This window comes from Nitrobacter sp. (assembly GCF_047149785.1).
In the GTDB taxonomy this organism is placed as follows: Bacteria; Pseudomonadota; Alphaproteobacteria; order Rhizobiales; family Xanthobacteraceae; genus Nitrobacter.
Genome location: NZ_BAAGBE010000001.1, coordinates 2,949,036 through 2,964,090, shown reverse-complemented (window position 1 = coordinate 2,964,090; position 15,055 = coordinate 2,949,036). Strand labels below are relative to the sequence as shown.

Sequence of the window (15,055 nt, the reverse complement as noted above, 5' to 3'; positions counted from 1 at the left end):
CTCGTCGCTTATCTTTTTGTTTGAGCATGATCTCTTCCGAAAACCGGTTTCCACGTTTCGGGATCATGCTCCAGTGCTCAGCTTTCGATGGAATCGGGATGCGGATTCTACGGATGATCCGGCGCATTTGCTCCACTCGAAAAACATTCGCGGGAGCGATTTTCCGAGCGCTGAAACGGTCCCCTCAAACCGGCTTTTCCAGGTCCGCGAAACCGGCCCCCGCAGGCCTTGAAAAACCGCATGAAAATCACATCTATTCAATGGCTTGGAAGGGGTAACTTTGCGCTAGGCGCGGTGCCGCTTTCATGCCAGAAATAGACCTTCTCAGCCGCGATCATTCGCGCTGATTCGGGACCATCTTCTGAAGGCCTTTCATGAACGAACCTGCCCGGCAGCACCTTGCCGACACCCCGCCTGTCGCGCCCGTCGAATACGGCGCGGAATCGATCCGGGTTCTCAAGGGCCTCGACGCCGTGCGCAAGCGCCCCGGCATGTATATCGGCGACACCGATGACGGCTCGGGCCTGCACCATATGGTCTATGAAGTCGTCGACAACGCCATCGACGAAGCGCTGGCGGGACACGCCACGGTGGTGCAGGTCACGCTCAATCCCGACAACTCGGTCACCGTCTACGACGACGGCCGCGGCATCCCGGTGGGCATCCACAAGGGCGAAGGCATTTCCGCGGCCGAGGTCATCATGACCCAGCTTCACGCCGGGGGAAAGTTCGACCAGAATTCCTACAAGGTCTCCGGCGGACTGCACGGCGTCGGCGTTTCCGTCGTCAACGCGCTGTCGAGCAAGCTCGCCCTGCGCATCTGGCGCGACGGCAAGGAGCATTACGTCGAATTCGCGCATGGCGACTCCGTCGCGCCGCTGGAAGTCGTCGGCGACGCCGGCGGCAAGCGCGGCACCGAGGTGACGTTCCTCGCCTCGACGGAAACCTTCAAGAACATCGAATACGATTTCGCGACGCTGGAGCATCGGCTGCGCGAACTCGCCTTCCTCAATTCCGGCGTCAATATCCTGCTGGCCGACAGGCGCGGCGCCGTGGAGAAGCGCGAGGAGATGCGCTACGACGGCGGCGTCGAGGAATTCGTCAAGTTCCTCGATCGCAACAAGAAGGCCGTGGTGCCGGCGCCGATCATGGTGCGCGCCGACATGAACGGCATCGGCGTCGAAGCCGCGCTGTGGTGGAACGACAGCTATCATGAGAACGTGCTGTGCTTCACCAACAACATTCCGCAGCGCGACGGCGGCACCCACCTTGCGGGCTTTCGCGGCGCGCTGACGCGGCAGGTCAACGGCTATGCCGACGCCATGGCCAGGAAGGAAAAAATCGCGCTGACCGGCGACGATTGCCGGGAGGGCCTGACCGCCGTGCTGTCGGTGAAGGTGCCGGATCCGAAGTTCTCGTCGCAAACCAAGGACAAGCTGGTCTCCTCCGAAGTCCGCCCCGTGGTCGAGAACGTCATCAACGAGGCGTTGGCGGCGTGGTTCGAGGAGCACCCGACCGAAGCCAGGATCATCGTCGGCAAGGTGGTGGAAGCGGCGGCAGCCCGCGAAGCCGCGCGAAAAGCGCGCGAACTGACGCGGCGCAAGGGCGCGCTCGACATCGCTTCGCTTCCGGGCAAGCTCGCCGACTGCCAGGAGCGCGATCCGGCGAAATCCGAGCTGTTCATCGTCGAGGGCGACTCGGCCGGCGGCAGCGCCAAGCAGGGTCGCAACCGCGAATTCCAGGCCGTGCTGCCGTTGCGCGGCAAGATCCTCAACGTCGAGCGCGCGCGCTTCGACAAGATGCTGTCGTCCGAGCAGATCGGCACGCTGATCACCGCGCTCGGCACCGGCATCGGCCGCGACGACTTCGATTTGTCGAAGCTGCGCTATCACAAGATCATCGTGATGACCGACGCCGACGTCGACGGCGCGCATATCCGCACGCTGCTCTTGACCTTCTTCTTCCGGCAGATGCCGGCGCTGATCGAAGCCGGTCATCTCTATATCGCGCAGCCGCCGCTCTACAAGGTCACGCGCGGCAAGTCCGAGCAGTACCTGAAGGACGAACGCGCGCTGGAAGACTACCTGATCGAGACCGGGCTCGACGACTGCGTGTTCAAGCTCGCCACCGGCGAAGACCGCAGCGGCCGCGACCTGCTGGCTCTGGTGGAAGACGCCCGCGTCATCCGCAACGTGCTGCACAATCTGCACAGCCGTTACAACCGCGAGGTCATCGAGCAGGCGGCGATTGCCGGCGTGATGAACCCCAAGATCACCGGCGATCTCGCGACCGCCAATGCCGCCGCTGGTTACATCGCCAGGCGGATGGACGCGTTGGCCGACGAGGTCGAGCGCGGCTGGGCAGGACGCTTTGCCGAGGGCGAAGGTTTTTTCTTCGAGCGTACTGTGCGCGGCGTCAAGGACGTCGCCGTGATCGACGACGCGCTGCTCGGCTCGGCCGACGCGCGCAAGCTCGACGAATACGCCGGCAGGCTGCAGGAAGCCTATCCGCGGCCGGGCCTGCTGCGCCGCAAGGATAGCGAAACCGCGATCCACGGCCCGGTCGGCCTGTTCGAGGCCGTGACCGACGCCGGCCGCAAAGGCGTGACGCTGCAACGCTATAAAGGCCTCGGCGAGATGAACCCCGACCAGTTATGGGAAACCACGCTCGACACCGGCGAGCGTTCGCTGCTGCAGGTGAAGGTCAAGGAGGTCGACGAGGCGGACGATATCTTCACCAAGCTGATGGGCGACGTGGTGGAGCCGCGCCGCGAGTTCATCCAGGACAACTCGCTCAGCGCCAACGTCGATGTGTGAGTCGGACCCGCTTACGTCGGGTTGAACGCGACGGTTGTGCGGAACCCGGGTTCAAGGCGAGGCCCGAGGCGCGATCCGGCCCTGCTCGACGTCGAAGGTCTCGCTGTCGTCGCCGACGTTCGCGAATGCGGCCGGGTCGGCGCCGCTCATCCAGACCTGAGCGCCAAGCGTGGACAGCTCGCCGAACAGCGCGCGCCGGCGCTCGGGGTCGAGGTGCGCGACGACCTCGTCGAGCAGCAGCAGCGGTATGATCCCCGTCATCTCGGCCACCAGACTGGCATGCGCCAGCACGAGTCCGATCAGGAGCGCTTTCTGCTCGCCGGTGGAGGCGTCCTTCGCCGGGATGTCCTTGGGCGCATAGATCACCTCGAGATCCGTGAGGTGCGGGCCGTCAAGCGTACGGCCGGCGGCAGCGTCGCGGGCGCGGCTGTTACGCAGGATCTCGCGATAGCGATCCTCCACGCTCGTCGCCGGTTCGGCGAGCAGCGCGTTTTCCATCCAGCCGTCGAGTCCGATTCGTGCCGAAGGGAATGCCGAAGCCGCGCCGCGCGTCGCCAGCGCGGCCGAAAGGCGCGTCGCGGTTTGCGCGCGCATCGCCGCGACCGCGACGGCAAGCTCGGCCGTCTCACGTTCCACGGCGTCGCACCAGTGATCGTCGGTGCTGCGCATCTCCAGCAGACGGTTGCGCGAGCGCAGGCTGCGTTCCAGCGCGGAGACGCGGCTGGAATGATCGCTGTCGATCGCGAGCACGAGACGGTCGAGAAAGCGTCGCCGCTCCGATGCCGGCCCGGTGAACAGGCCGTCCATCGAAGGCGTCAGCCATGCCATGCGCAGATGGTCGCCGAACGCCGCCGCGGAGCCTGCGGGCTCGCGGTCGATCCGGCAGCGGCGGCCGTTCGATGCCGCGTCGTCGCCCGGCGCGTCGACACCGGTGCCGAGCGTCGCGAGGCCGAGGGCGCCTTCCACCTCGGCCGATACCGCCCAGGAGCCGTCGCCGCTGTGATCCGCGATCTCCTCGCGCGCGGCGCGCCGCAAGCCGCGTCCCGGCGACAGCAGCGAGATGGCCTCAAGGCAATTGGTCTTGCCGGCGCCGTTAGGGCCGACCAGCACGACGATGTCGCTGCGCGTCTCAAGAGTTGCCGCGCGATAGTTGCGGAAATGGGTGAGGGCCAAACGGCGAATGCGGGAGGGGATCATGGGCAAGGATTATCACATCCCTGGTCATCATCCGCGAAGGCGGATGATCCGGTAGTCCGTGAGGCGCGTGCGGGCAATAATGGATGTGCAACGAAATTGCCCCGCCTTCGCGGGCATGACTTTGATGTTGGTTTGCTGTCGCTGGGCGCGGCTACGGGGCCATCAGACCCGCATCGGCATCAGCACGTAAAGAACGCCCTTGGAATCCCTGTCCTGCACCAGCGTCGGCGAACCGGGATCGGCGAGCTTCAGCACCGCGGCCTCGCCCTCGATCTGCGCGGCGATGTCCAGCAGGTAGCGCGAGTTGAATCCGATATCGAGCGGTTCGGAGGCGTATTCGACTTCGAGTTCTTCTGTGGCGCTGCCGGAATCGGGATTGGTCACGGACAGGACGAGCTTGCCCGGCGAAAGCGCCAGCTTCACCGCGCGGCCGCGTTCGCTGGAAATCGTCGAGACGCGATCCACCGCCGCCTCGAAATCCTTTTTGTCGACGACGAGTTCCTTGTCGTTGTTCTGCGGGATCACGCGGCCGTAGTCCGGGAAGGTGCCGTCGATCAGCTTCGAGGTCAGCACCACGTTGCCGATGGTGAAACGGATCTTGCCTTGCGACAGTTCGATTCCGACTTCGGTCTCGCTGTCCTCGATCAGCCGCTGCACTTCGCCGACGGTCTTGCGCGGGATGATGACGCCGGGCATTCCGGCCGCCCCTTTGGGCTGCGCGAGATCGATCTGGGCGAGGCGATGGCCGTCGGTCGCAACGCCGCGAAGCGTCGCGCTCTTGGCGCTGCCCGCGCAGTGCAGGTAGATGCCGTTGAGATAATAGCGGGTCTCCTCGGTGGAGATCGCGAACTGGGTGCGGTCGATCAGCCGCTTGATGTCGGCAGCCGCGAGTGTGAAGGAATGCGCCATCTCACCGGCCGCGAGATCGGGGAAATCGTTTTCCGGCAGCGTCTGCAGGGTAAAGCGCGAGCGTCCGGCGCGAATGGCCAGCGTCGAGCGGTCACCGTCGGCCTCCAACACGATTTGCGATCCGTCGGGCAGCTTGCGCACGATGTCGTAGAACATGTGCGCCGGGACCGTGGTCGAGCCGCCGGTTCCGGTTTCCGCCGCGAACGTTTCCGTCACTTCGAGATCGAGATCGGTTGCCTTCAGCGACAGCCTGGCGTTCTCGGCGCGAACCAGCACGTTGCCCAGGATCGGGATCGTGTTCCGCCGTTCGACCACGCGGTGCACATGGCCCAGCGATTTCAGCAGTTGCGCGCGTTCGACGGTGACCTTCATTGCAAATCCGTCCGATCCAGATTCACGTCATGCTGAAAATGCCGCGGGAAGCCGCAGCAGCAACCTCGAGTTCAAGGCCGATTTGCTTAAATCCGGCGGGACCGCAAGGTGACGCGGAAGCGCGCTCCGCGCAAGCCTTGGCTTGCCCGGTTCCGGCTTTTTCCCGATATTTCGGCGGAATTCGCGCGGTTTGCCTTAATCCTGAAGCTGGCGTTTCAGCAGCTCGACCTCGTCGGACAGCGTGGCATCCTTGGACACTAGCGCCTCGATCTTGCGCACGGCGTGGAGCACCGTGGTGTGGTCGCGGCCTCCGAAGCGGCGGCCGATCTCGGGCAGCGATCGCAGCGTCAGCGTTTTCGCCAGATACATCGCCACCTGCCGCGGCCGCACCACGGTGGCGGTCCGGCGCGAGGACAAAAGGTCCGAGCGGCTGACGTTGTATTGCCTCGCCACCACGCGCTGGATGTCCTCGATCTTGATGCGCCGGGGCTCCTGCGGACGGATGAGGTCGCGGACCTCGCGCTCCGCCATCTCCAACGTCACGGGCTGGGCGTTGAGCTTGCTGTGCGCCAGCAGGCGGTTGATCGCGCCTTCGAGGTCGCGGCCGTTATGAGTGATCGCCTTGGCGAGATAATCCAAAACCGGCGCCGGCACGTCAAAACTCGCATGATGCGTTCGCGCGGCTTCGACGCGGGATCTCAAAATACCGAGCCGGAGCTCTTCGCCGAGAGAGCCCATTTCGACCACGAGGCCGCCGGCCAGCCGTGAGCGCACGCGATCGTCGAGGCTTTCGAGGTCGGACGGCGGCCGGTCGGCTGCGATCACGACCTGACGGCCGGCATCGATCAGCGCGTTCAGCGTGTGACAGAATTCGGCCTGGGTCGATTTGCCTTGCAGGAATTGCAGGTCGTCGATGACCAGAACGTCGATGCCGCGAAGCGCTTCCTTGAAGGCGAGCGCCGTCTGCGTCTTCAGCGCGGCGACGAAGCCGTACATGAACTTCTCCGCCGTCAGATAGAGCACCTTGCGCTCGGTTCCGGCGTTGCCGGCCCAGGTAACGGCTTGCAGCAGATGGGTCTTGCCGAGGCCTACCCCGGCATGGATGTAAAGCGGATTGAACATGACGCTGTCGCCGCGCCGGCCTTCCGCCACCTGGCGCGCAGCCGCGTGGGCGAGCGTATTGGAGCGGCCGGTGACGAAGCTTGCGAACGTCAGCCGCGGATCGAGCGGCGAACCGCCGAGGGCGTCGTGGTTCGCGGACGCCGGCGCGGTTGCAACCGTCTTCAGATCGGCGCCGACCCGGCCCTCGCCCTGCTCGGCACGCCGCTGATCGGCCGCGGGCGCTTCCTTTGCGGACACTGCGCAACGCATGGCCGAGCGCACCATGAGATCGATCCGGTGAACGTCCGGCAGTTCGGCCTGCCAGCAGGCGAGCACCCGTTCGGCGTAATGCGCCTGAATCCAGCTCTTCAAAAACCGGGTCGGGACAGACAGACGGACACTCTCCCCGTGGACGCTCTCCAGATCCATTCTGGCGAACCAGCTCGAATAGATGTCCTCTCCGACGGTGGAGCGTAACCGGCCCTTCACCCGCGACCAGCGCTCTTGTTCTGTGTCTGACATTTTTATGGCGACTTTTCTGATTGAGTGAGTTTGCGATGCGACCGTTCCGGGGAGGCGCGCGTTTAGGCATGCACGTCCCGCGCGCTTCGCTTCAGCCATGACTCGCCGTTCGGCCGGGCGCCGCGAGCGGTTCAGATGACGGAAGACGGAGCGACTGCGGGGGTCAGCGACAGCCGGACGGACGCCCCGAAGGCAGCGTGGGGAAACACAGCAAGGCAATTCTCGTCGTGAAAATGTCAGTGAGATAATCTGAAGGATAAAATCCGGTGGTGTTGTTTTTGTTTGACATAAACCCCCTCCTCGCTGCGATAAACCGCGTCGAGATATCTTCTCGCATCTATTTTAGATAGTTTGCGAAACCCGACGTCGTTATCGGATCGTACGCCGCACACTCTAACTCACCAGCTTAACTCGTCCGCTTAAGGCGGATATTCGGCATGGCCTGAGCGTATTTCTCTTGTTTGGCGGCGTTCCAAAGCAGACGCTGCAATCGAGAAATTTGGGCAAAGGACATCCGTTCTCATGTTGCTATGAGTCGCAATTTCGCCATCACATGGAAAGCTTCGCTAACGTACATGTCGCCGCCGACCTGCACGCCCACCCAAGGTTTTCTAATCCGCACTATTTGAAGAGCCGTGAGTGCCGCGAGCCATCAAAGAAATACACGACGCCCCAATTCCCGCAATGGCTTTCACGTCGCGGCTGCATCGCGCAAATCGAATGAACGTCTGTGACGCGGGCCACGTTCGATACCTCCATCAGCAACGTTTTGAATTTTCGCGTGGATTCGATGCGTTCGGGCAGGTGTTACAAATCCGCATCGCGGTCCAAAATATTTTAAGAAACCGTAAAACGCGCCAGCGCGTCGGCTGGTTTTGGAAGTGCTTCATCACACTATGGGGATAAGTGATTAGCAACGCGCATTTTTTTTTGGCTGTTTTTGCGGGTAACCCGCGCTGTGGCGGGGGCTCCGAAACCGGGTTGCATTATGTTCGAATCGATATATCGGGCGTCACGGGTGTCGTTCGAGGCTGACGTCAGCCCCGGACGACGGTCATGTCGGCAGCCATGAGAGAGGGAGCCGACGTCAATCGGACAGGCTGTTGTCGCAGGCAGGATGAGACTTCGTCGTCACTGAATTGTCATGCAGCTTGAGCGCGTATCCGCGGAGCGTGAAGCGCGCGACCGGTGATCGATGCGGCGTTCCATATGTGCCCGCGATGTGTTGAAAGCCTCCTCGCCACTTATTCATTGTTCGTGCGACCGAAGGCCTCGTGGAACTGCTGCGCAAAAAAAGACCCGGCGGTTGGCCGGGTCTTTGGTCTGCAAAGGATGGGTCTGCGAAGGATGACGAATAACGTCCTGGATCAGTCTATTTTGTTTGCCAGTTTGGCGATTCGATGCGTCAACCGCGAGACCTTGCGGCTCGCGGCATTCTTGTGAACGATGTTTCGCTGGCCGGCCCGCATCAACTCCGGCTCTGCCTGTTTCATCGCCTGGATCGCGGCGTCGCGGTCGCCTTTCGCGATCGCTTCCTCGACGATCCGGACCGAGCCACGCATCAGGGTCCGTCGCGATTTGTTGATGGCGGTGCGGCGGGCAATCTTGCGTGTCGCCTTCCTGGCGGAGGTCGTATTGGCCATGGTCTCGAAATATCCTTTGGCAGCGTCCTACGGCGAGAGGCCGGTCAATATCGCCGGTCATTCGATCGCGAGGGCGAGTCTGAATGAATGTGTTCGTTCCTGAAAATGCCACCTTCGGAGCGAACCGGTTCGCAAGGCGCCCTTCAAAGAACAGCGGCGGCGGATCCGTTCCGCCGCCATTGCCGGTCTTATAGAGGCCATGTTTTCGAGCGTCAACGCCTTCCTTGGTGCGACGGAAACAGGCCTTGTGGCCTTGAATGACGCTGCCGAGGTTGAATTTCCGGCGTTTGACAGCTAGAGCGTTTTCGAGCGAAGTGGCTACCGGTTCGCGTCAAGAAAACGCGTCAAAACAAAAACATAGAGTCCCGCTTCTGATTCCATCAGAAGCGGAAAGGCTCTAAGGGGGCGGCCAGCGTTTCGGCAGCCAGAAGAACAGGTGAAACCATGATCCGCGGGATTTTCCGTTTCATCGGGCTGCTGCTGCTCGCGGGAGGGTTCATTTTTCTGGTCTATGACGGTGTGCGATCGATCGCCGACCAGACCCTGCGGCTGACCAAACTCGGAGAATTCTGGAACGATATTCATCAGGCCAGTCAGCAAGCGGCTCGCGTCCGGATCGAAGCGTTGGCTCCCTGGATGTGGGATATCGTCAAGCTGGTTCTGAACCAGCCAGCCTTCGCCGTGCTGGCGTTTTTGGGCATTCTCCTGCTGCTGTCGTTTCGGCCGCGGCGGCCGCTGATCGGATACTCGCGGGACTGAATCGCAAGGACATGGGCTCTGTCCATGCCTCGTTGAAAATACCTTCTGTTAACCATAAGGGTGCAGAACCGGGCTCTCGTGACAAGGGACGGGCTCGGTGCGGCTCCTGCGCGCTTTTCCAATGTTGTCGGTGGCCCTGCTGACCGCGCTGGCGCTGTCGGGGTGCATGCGGCGCCCGGCGCCGGCGGCGATGGTGCGTCCGCACAACGATCTCGATGCGCTGGCCTATGGCGGACCGCGGGCCGCCGCGCCGCCACCGGTGGTCCGCCGCGACATGAGAAACCGGCCCTCGCGCACCGCCGTGCCCGTCGTCTACGCCGCGCCGCCGCCGCCCGTCGTGCACGATCCCGCCTACCGCCTCGATGCCGGCGACCGGCTGCGCATCGTGGTCTACGGACAGGAGGGACTCACCAACACCTATCTGGTCGATGCCGGCGGCAGCATCACCATGCCCCTGATCGGCGCCGTCGCCGCGCGCGGCCGCACCCCGGCCGAGCTGTCCGCCGCGATCGCCGCGCGCCTGCGCAACGGCTATATCCGCGAGCCCTATGTCGCCGCCGAGGTCGAGGCCTACCGGCCGTTCTTCATTCTCGGCGAGGTGGCCGCGCCGGGGCAGTATCCGTTCGTGCCCAACATGACGGCCGAGAGCGCGGTCGCCATCGCCGGCGGCTTCTCGCCCCGCGCCAAACGCGACCGCGTCACCCTCACCCACACCGACGCCCGCGGCACCGTCCGCCTCGTCGTGCCCACCACCACCCTGCTCAGCCCCGGCGACACCGTCCTCGTCAATGAACGATGGTTCTGACAGTTAAGGCTTGTTTTTTGAGATGAGTGGCGAGGCGCAAGCCATCATTCCCGCTATTATCATTATCGCCACATCCAGTTGCGGCCCCAGTCGCCTTTCCAGCCCACAAGACGACCCTCGCGGAATTGCAGATAGAGCCGGTCCTGGCGGTCGAAGAAGCCGCTGCCGCCGTGGCCTCGAAACGCCAGAAACACCTCGCGGCCCGGGCGTCCGCTGATGTAGTGCAGGGGCACGCCGAGCGCATCCGCTGCGGCCACCGCGTCCATGCCGAAGGCCAACGGTGCGTTGTTCGACAGCGTCGATGTGAAGGGAGGCGAATAAGGCGCGTTCAGGGACGCTTCCTGTGCATGTGCGCCGGCGATCCAAGCCGCGAAAAAACAGGCAACGCAGCTCGAGACAAAGACCAATGTCCGCTGCTTCATGAGACCGCCCTTGTGCTTGCTGATATGTAAAGCTCGATCCGGAAATTCTGCCGGCTTCGATGATCGATCCTGACACATTCGCGCTTGAGCTTCCGCGCGTGCTTGCGGCATTTTGCACATCCTCATCGCAGCTTGGCTGATGAACCTGCCAGATGTTGAAACTCAAATGAGTTAACGAACACGGCGTTTTCCGTTGAATTATCGGCGGCCCGCTATGCCGGCGTTAATAATACCGCTTAATCTTCGCGAATCTACTTGTCGGTTAAAGTTCCTGCAGCGCCGAACTGCAAGCCGATGAGGATCGATGACGACGCTCACAACCGGATCGCGCGCAAGACGCCGCCTGCTCCTCGCGTCCGACCGCAGCGATCGAAGCGGCGATCTTGGAGCCATTCTGCAACGCGTCGGCGACGTCGATATCACTTTGACCTCGGAAATTCCGGATGCTCCGGCGCGCAAGCTTTCCGGCATCGTCGTCGATATTAATTTGCGCTCGGCCGAAAGCGTGCTGCGGGTGCGCGACAAGTTGTGTACCGAAGCCTATCGATCGGTGCCGCGGCTGTTCGTCCTTGCGGATGCGCTTCACCACGGGTCGATGCAGGCGTGGGCGCTCGGCGCCACCGATACGATCTCGCGGCCATTCGACGCGCAAGTTATCCTGCAACGCATCTGCTCTGCATTTCCCAACGACGACAACCGTGAAGCGGCGGCGACCCGCACGGCTCTCAATCGCGGCATTGCCGCGGCTCATGCCGTGCTGGTGAAGATGTTCCAGCGGCTTCCGGCCGGCGTTCCACTCGCCTTCAGCGATGTGATCGAGGCGGAAGATGAAATTCTGAAGGCCATCAAGCAATCCTCCCTCCGTGAGTGGCTGAGCACCGTCGGTCGACATCACACCCATACCTATCGCCACTGCCTGTTCGTCACAGGTTTCGCGGTCGCGTTCGCGCAGCATCTCGGGATGCGCGAGGACGATCAGCGCCGGCTGGCGCGCGCCGCATTGCTGCACGACGTGGGCAAGGCGTTCATTCCCGTCGCGATCCTCGATAAGCCCGGCAAACTCAGCGACGAGGAGAAGGACAAAATTCGCCGGCATGCGCGTCTCGGCTACGAAGCCCTGCTGGAGCAGGGCGGGTTCCCGCCGGAGATGCTCGATGTCGTCCTGCACCATCATGAGTTGCTCGATGGTTCGGGATATCCCGACGGCCTGCGCGGCGATCAGATCAGCGACATCGTGCGCCTGACGACTATCGTGGACATTCATGCGGCGCTGGTCGAGAAGCGGGCCTATCGCCTTCCGTTCACCCACGCCCAGTCTTTCGCGATCATGGAAGAAATGGACGACAAGCTCGATCAGCACTTGCTGCAGGCATTTCGCCCGGTGGCGCTGGGCTATTGATCGGTTGCGCGCGATCACGATCCGACAGGCTTTCGGGCTTCAGCGGGACGGGTTGGACCAGGCGGCAATTTCCGAATTGGGAGCGGCAGGACGTTGTCGACTCCCTGTCAATCAGCTAAATGGAATGCCTCGTACCTGTATAGCTCAGTTGGATCGTCGCCCTCCGAAGACTGAGGTCAAGGCCGTTGACGAAAAAAGAAGTTCGAAAGAGGCTTGAAATACAACGATTTACGAGATTATCTGTCATCACTGGCCATGGTCGAAAAACTCACGTAAGCACCGCGTAAGCAACAGGCACCCGTAGCTCAGCTGGATAGAGCGCCACCCTCCGAAGGTGGAGGCCACACGTTCGAATCGTGTCGGGTGCGCCATTTCAGTACAGAACTATGAACGCCAAATGCCGCCGATTTCACGCTAGAAGCGGCAACGAGCGTTCGCAGGAGTTCTGGTTTCGATCCCATAATGCGAACTTCGGTATCTGCGACCTCTACGCGCTGCGCCAATGCCCGCAAGTGATCCCGCCGATAGCCGCCGCCTTCAAGTCGCAGTCCGTTGCGGGCCACGCTGGCGAAGGTGCTGATCATATCCACTGTAATCGCCTGATTGCCGGCGTTGTCGAGCGTAGTCTGGGTACGCTCAGCGTCGGCTTGGGCCTGATCTCGAATCGCCTTGAGGCCGGCCATGCGCTCTTTCAGCACTGAGTCGTTCAGATCGGCGAGACCGGCTTCGATCGCGTCGTAGAGCCGATTCAGCCGCTGGTCGGTTTCGGTGATTCGCCTGTTGAGTTCGGCAAGGTGTTCTTGGCGTCGCTCGGTCCGTTCCTGACGGCGGTCGATAACGCTGGCAAGGATGGTTTCCAGCCGTCCGGGTTGAAGCAAGCGATCCTCCAGATGGCTCACAATCAGATCGTCAAGCTTGTCCATGGGAATCGTGCGGCCTTTGCAGCCGGTCTTGCCCTGCCGCGCCTTGGTGGAGCAGGTGTAGTAGCGATATGTCCCGCCCGCGCTGCCCCTGCCGGTGCGGAGGGTCATTGCGCCCCCGCACTTGGCGCAGAAGCAGATGCCGGTCAGGAGCGTGGGGCCACTGGAGACCCGCGCCGGCGTCACCATCGGATTGCGCGATTTAAGGCGAGCCTGCACGGCATCGAACGTCTCGCGGTCGATCAGCGGCGGCACCGCCATGACCGCCACCTCGCTCTCGGGCTTCTTCTCCCGGTCCTTGTGGGAGCGCGTGTTGAACCTGTGCTCGCCGATATAGGTCGTGCGGGTCAGGATGGCGTGAATTTGCGCGAGACCCCAACGCCCACCATCGCGCGTGAAGATGCGGCGTTCATTGAGATGGCAGGTGATGGACTTCACGCCCATCGGGCCGGACACGCCGTTCCCCTCCAGGAACAGGCGATAGATCAGCCGCACAGTGTCGGCGTGGAGCGGGTCGATTTCCAGTTTCTTCTTGGTCTTCGATCCGCGCTGCTCAGCCGCGACGATGCGATAGCCGATCGGCGGCAGCGCTCCATTCCAGAAGCCTTGCCGCGCATTCTCGTTCATGGCGCGCAGGACGTGCTTGGCGTTTTCCTTTGACTGATACTCATCGAACAGCGCCATGACCTGCCGCATCATGACGTGCATGGGATCGTCGCCCATCTCCTGCGTGATGGAGACGAGCTTGACGCCATTCTTGGCGAGCTTGCGGACATAGAATTCCAGCTCGAAGTGATCGCGGAAGAAGCGCGAGAAGCTGTGAACCACGACGACATCGAAAGGCGCTGGCTTGGACGTGCCCGCCTCGATCATTCGTTGGAATTCGGGGCGCTTGTCGTTGGTGGCGGAGGCCCCGGCCTCCACGAAGGTTTCCACAAGCTGGTAGCCGCGGGCCGCGCACCAAGCTTCACCCTGCCTGCGCTGGTCAGGGATCGAGACGTCATGCTCGGCCTGCCGTGTCGTGGAGACACGCAGGTAAAGCGCGGCGCGCATGGTGACAATGGGATTGTGGATGTTCATCGCCGGCCTCCCGAAGCCTTTTTGTGTCCGGCGCGGTCGACCAACGGCAGAGCCAACTCCACGCGGTCATGCACCACCCTTGGCGCGAGCTTGCGCCCTTGGCCCTTTTCCAAGCGGACGAGGCCGTAGGTCTCCATCGTTTTCAGAGTGCGCGAGAGATTGGACGTGGCTCGTCCGGTGATCTCGGACAGCTCTTCCAGCGATGCCGGCGCCTTGTCGGCGATGACGCGGAGCAAGTCGCGATTGCCGGCCGACAGCACCTTGGCGAAAGATTCGGTCGAGGTGAACCATACCTTGGGATCGCTTGCCGCCGGCTTTTCCTCGCCGCGCGCGATCCGCATGGTGCGGGCCTTCATCTCGTCGTAGTCGGCAATTCCTACCTTCAGCGTCGTCATAGCATGCCTCGTTCCTTCAACACCGCGTCCACCGCCCGCCAGAAGTCGGCCAGCAGAGTGGCCGCATCCTCGTAGGCGTGGGGCTTCACGGTCTTGAGGCGGTGCCGATGGTCCAGCGGCTCGCCGCGCCTGCCTCGGCCGACTGGATGGGCGTTGTCAAAGCCGACCAGCCGGTCGCCCGAAGGCCCGTGAAGCGTGAGCGAGTAATCGAGGCCGTGCGGCTTCTCCGGCGAGACCGGAATGCGCGTTACGACGAACTTCACCCAATGACCGCCTTCTGGATCGACGACGAGCACTTGACCGTCGAGTTCGAGAAGGGTGTCGAGGCTCGGATCGCGACCCTCGCTCACGGTTTATGCTTATCAGTTTGTGATAAGATTGGCAAGCCCTCTTGTGGCTTGATCGGACTGGGCAGCTCCTCGAAGACATCGGCAAACCAGCGCTCGAACACCAGGATTTCAGCTTCGGTGATAGGCACGTATTCCGGCCAATCGTCGACGACGCGCATCGTCTCGACATCGGATGCGTGAGTCTGACGATCGCGGGCACGAGCATGATGATAGCGCGGACGGCTGACAGCCTGCGTTGGATCGTCGGCGTAGTCATAAAGATTGTCGGGAAGTGTTTTGGGGACCGGTTGTCGTGGGCGGCCCTTTCGGGCGCGACGGCGTTGCGCGCACATGAACCCTCCGTGGTCTGTTGCGGGATTCCGGGC

The 15,055-nt window shown here is 62.6% G+C and carries 14 protein-coding genes, 1 tRNA gene and 2 pseudogenes; 7 read left to right on the top strand and 10 right to left on the bottom strand.

All coding sequences use genetic code 11. From position 1 onward, the window contains the following. The first annotated feature begins 374 nt into the window (after positions 1 to 374). Positions 375 to 2,816 (top strand): DNA topoisomerase (ATP-hydrolyzing) subunit B, encoded by a 2,442-nt coding sequence (gyrB, locus tag ACMDCM_RS13830; protein ID WP_412774090.1) that lies wholly within the window; start codon positions 375 to 377, stop codon positions 2,814 to 2,816. A gap of 51 nt (positions 2,817 to 2,867) precedes the next feature. Here gyrB and recF read toward each other — a convergent pair whose 3' ends face one another. The 4 genes from recF to rpsT all read right to left on the bottom strand — a co-directional run bounded on the left by recF (position 2,868) and on the right by rpsT (position 8,560). After that, on the bottom strand, positions 2,868 to 4,013 hold the full coding sequence (gene recF, locus ACMDCM_RS13825) for a DNA replication/repair protein RecF (RefSeq protein ID WP_412774756.1): 1,146 nt from the start codon (positions 4,011 to 4,013) through the stop codon (positions 2,868 to 2,870). Positions 4,014 to 4,175: 162 nt separating this feature from the next. Further along, positions 4,176 to 5,294, bottom strand: a complete 1,119-nt coding sequence (dnaN, locus tag ACMDCM_RS13820) for a DNA polymerase III subunit beta (RefSeq protein WP_412774089.1) — start codon at positions 5,292 to 5,294, stop codon at positions 4,176 to 4,178. 195 nt (positions 5,295 to 5,489) lie between these two features. Next, a complete protein-coding gene (gene dnaA, locus ACMDCM_RS13815) occupies positions 5,490 to 6,917 on the bottom strand; it encodes a chromosomal replication initiator protein DnaA (RefSeq protein WP_412774088.1) in 1,428 nt (475 codons plus the stop codon). A 1,367-nt stretch (positions 6,918 to 8,284) separates the two neighbouring features. Beyond that, complete coding sequence (rpsT, locus tag ACMDCM_RS13810) at positions 8,285 to 8,560, bottom strand: 30S ribosomal protein S20 (RefSeq protein ID WP_412774087.1); 276 nt, start codon at positions 8,558 to 8,560, stop codon at positions 8,285 to 8,287. A gap of 444 nt (positions 8,561 to 9,004) precedes the next feature. Between rpsT and ACMDCM_RS13805 the strand changes: the two genes are divergently transcribed. Together ACMDCM_RS13805 and ACMDCM_RS13800 are read left to right on the top strand one after the other, a co-directional pair. Continuing rightward, the gene (locus ACMDCM_RS13805; RefSeq protein WP_412774086.1) at positions 9,005 to 9,319 is read left to right on the top strand and encodes a hypothetical protein; all 315 of its coding nucleotides are present in this window, start codon (positions 9,005 to 9,007) and stop codon (positions 9,317 to 9,319) included. 121 nt (positions 9,320 to 9,440) lie between these two features. Continuing rightward, entirely contained in the window at positions 9,441 to 10,124 is a 684-nt protein-coding gene (locus tag ACMDCM_RS13800; RefSeq protein WP_412774085.1) for a polysaccharide biosynthesis/export family protein, read from the top strand. Positions 10,125 to 10,186: 62 nt separating this feature from the next. Here ACMDCM_RS13800 and ACMDCM_RS13795 read toward each other — a convergent pair whose 3' ends face one another. Then, a complete protein-coding gene (locus ACMDCM_RS13795) occupies positions 10,187 to 10,546 on the bottom strand; it encodes a hypothetical protein (protein ID WP_412774084.1) in 360 nt (119 codons plus the stop codon). 304 nt (positions 10,547 to 10,850) lie between these two features. On the opposite strand from ACMDCM_RS13795, the gene ACMDCM_RS13790 reads away from it, so the two are divergent. The 3 genes from ACMDCM_RS13790 to ACMDCM_RS13780 all read left to right on the top strand — a co-directional run bounded on the left by ACMDCM_RS13790 (position 10,851) and on the right by ACMDCM_RS13780 (position 12,646). Continuing rightward, entirely contained in the window at positions 10,851 to 11,945 is a 1,095-nt protein-coding gene (locus ACMDCM_RS13790) for an HD-GYP domain-containing protein (protein WP_412774083.1), read from the top strand. A 294-nt stretch (positions 11,946 to 12,239) separates the two neighbouring features. Further along, a tRNA-Arg gene (locus ACMDCM_RS13785) sits at positions 12,240 to 12,316 on the top strand. A 15-nt stretch (positions 12,317 to 12,331) separates the two neighbouring features. Beyond that, a complete protein-coding gene (locus tag ACMDCM_RS13780; protein WP_412774082.1) occupies positions 12,332 to 12,646 on the top strand; it encodes a hypothetical protein in 315 nt (104 codons plus the stop codon). Positions 12,647 to 12,892: 246 nt separating this feature from the next. Here the strand turns inward: ACMDCM_RS13780 and ACMDCM_RS13775 are convergent. After that, positions 12,893 to 13,321, bottom strand: a pseudogene (locus ACMDCM_RS13775) (recombinase family protein); the annotation flags it as partial. Between ACMDCM_RS13775 and ACMDCM_RS13770 the strand changes: the two are divergent. Next, positions 13,223 to 13,525 carry a hypothetical protein gene (locus tag ACMDCM_RS13770; RefSeq protein WP_412774081.1) on the top strand — a complete coding sequence of 101 codons (303 nt, stop codon included), beginning with the start codon at positions 13,223 to 13,225 and terminating at the stop codon, positions 13,523 to 13,525. The pseudogene ACMDCM_RS13775 and the gene ACMDCM_RS13770 sit on opposite strands and share 99 nt — an antisense overlap. A 3-nt stretch (positions 13,526 to 13,528) precedes the next feature. On the opposite strand, the pseudogene ACMDCM_RS13765 reads toward ACMDCM_RS13770, so the two are convergent. From ACMDCM_RS13765 to ACMDCM_RS13750, 4 genes and pseudogenes are all read right to left on the bottom strand, one after another. Further along, positions 13,529 to 13,918 (bottom strand): annotated as a pseudogene (locus tag ACMDCM_RS13765) (recombinase family protein); the annotation flags it as partial. A gap of 23 nt (positions 13,919 to 13,941) precedes the next feature. Beyond that, positions 13,942 to 14,340 (bottom strand): HVO_A0114 family putative DNA-binding protein, encoded by a 399-nt coding sequence (locus ACMDCM_RS13760; protein ID WP_412774080.1) that lies wholly within the window; start codon positions 14,338 to 14,340, stop codon positions 13,942 to 13,944. Next, positions 14,337 to 14,690, bottom strand: coding sequence for a toxin-antitoxin system TumE family protein (locus ACMDCM_RS13755; protein WP_412774079.1), 354 nt, complete (start codon positions 14,688 to 14,690; stop codon positions 14,337 to 14,339). Before ACMDCM_RS13755 ends, ACMDCM_RS13760 begins: the two co-directional genes overlap by 4 nt. Next, entirely contained in the window at positions 14,687 to 15,022 is a 336-nt protein-coding gene (locus ACMDCM_RS13750; protein WP_412774078.1) for a hypothetical protein, read from the bottom strand. The genes ACMDCM_RS13755 and ACMDCM_RS13750 overlap by 4 nt, the downstream gene beginning before the upstream one ends. Between the last annotated feature and the right edge of the window lie 33 nt (positions 15,023 to 15,055).

What these genes read in the sequence shown, in the direction of transcription:
- ACMDCM_RS13795 (WP_412774084.1), bottom strand. Translation starts at nt 10,546, where the DNA reads ATGAAGCAGCGGACATTGGTCTTTGTCTCGAGCTGCGTTGCCTGTTTT.
- dnaN (WP_412774089.1), bottom strand. Translation starts at nt 5,294, where the DNA reads ATGAAGGTCACCGTCGAACGCGCGCAACTGCTGAAATCGCTGGGCCAT.
- rpsT (WP_412774087.1), bottom strand. Translation starts at nt 8,560, where the DNA reads ATGGCCAATACGACCTCCGCCAGGAAGGCGACACGCAAGATTGCCCGC.
- ACMDCM_RS13780 (WP_412774082.1), top strand. Translation starts at nt 12,332, where the DNA reads ATGAACGCCAAATGCCGCCGATTTCACGCTAGAAGCGGCAACGAGCGT.
- ACMDCM_RS13750 (WP_412774078.1), bottom strand. Translation starts at nt 15,022, where the DNA reads ATGTGCGCGCAACGCCGTCGCGCCCGAAAGGGCCGCCCACGACAACCG.
- gyrB (WP_412774090.1), top strand. Translation starts at nt 375, where the DNA reads ATGAACGAACCTGCCCGGCAGCACCTTGCCGACACCCCGCCTGTCGCG.
- recF (WP_412774756.1), bottom strand. Translation starts at nt 4,013, where the DNA reads ATGATCCCCTCCCGCATTCGCCGTTTGGCCCTCACCCATTTCCGCAAC.
- ACMDCM_RS13800 (WP_412774085.1), top strand. Translation starts at nt 9,441, where the DNA reads ATGTTGTCGGTGGCCCTGCTGACCGCGCTGGCGCTGTCGGGGTGCATG.
- dnaA (WP_412774088.1), bottom strand. Translation starts at nt 6,917, where the DNA reads ATGTCAGACACAGAACAAGAGCGCTGGTCGCGGGTGAAGGGCCGGTTA.
- ACMDCM_RS13790 (WP_412774083.1), top strand. Translation starts at nt 10,851, where the DNA reads ATGACGACGCTCACAACCGGATCGCGCGCAAGACGCCGCCTGCTCCTC.
- ACMDCM_RS13760 (WP_412774080.1), bottom strand. Translation starts at nt 14,340, where the DNA reads ATGACGACGCTGAAGGTAGGAATTGCCGACTACGACGAGATGAAGGCC.
- ACMDCM_RS13805 (WP_412774086.1), top strand. Translation starts at nt 9,005, where the DNA reads ATGATCCGCGGGATTTTCCGTTTCATCGGGCTGCTGCTGCTCGCGGGA.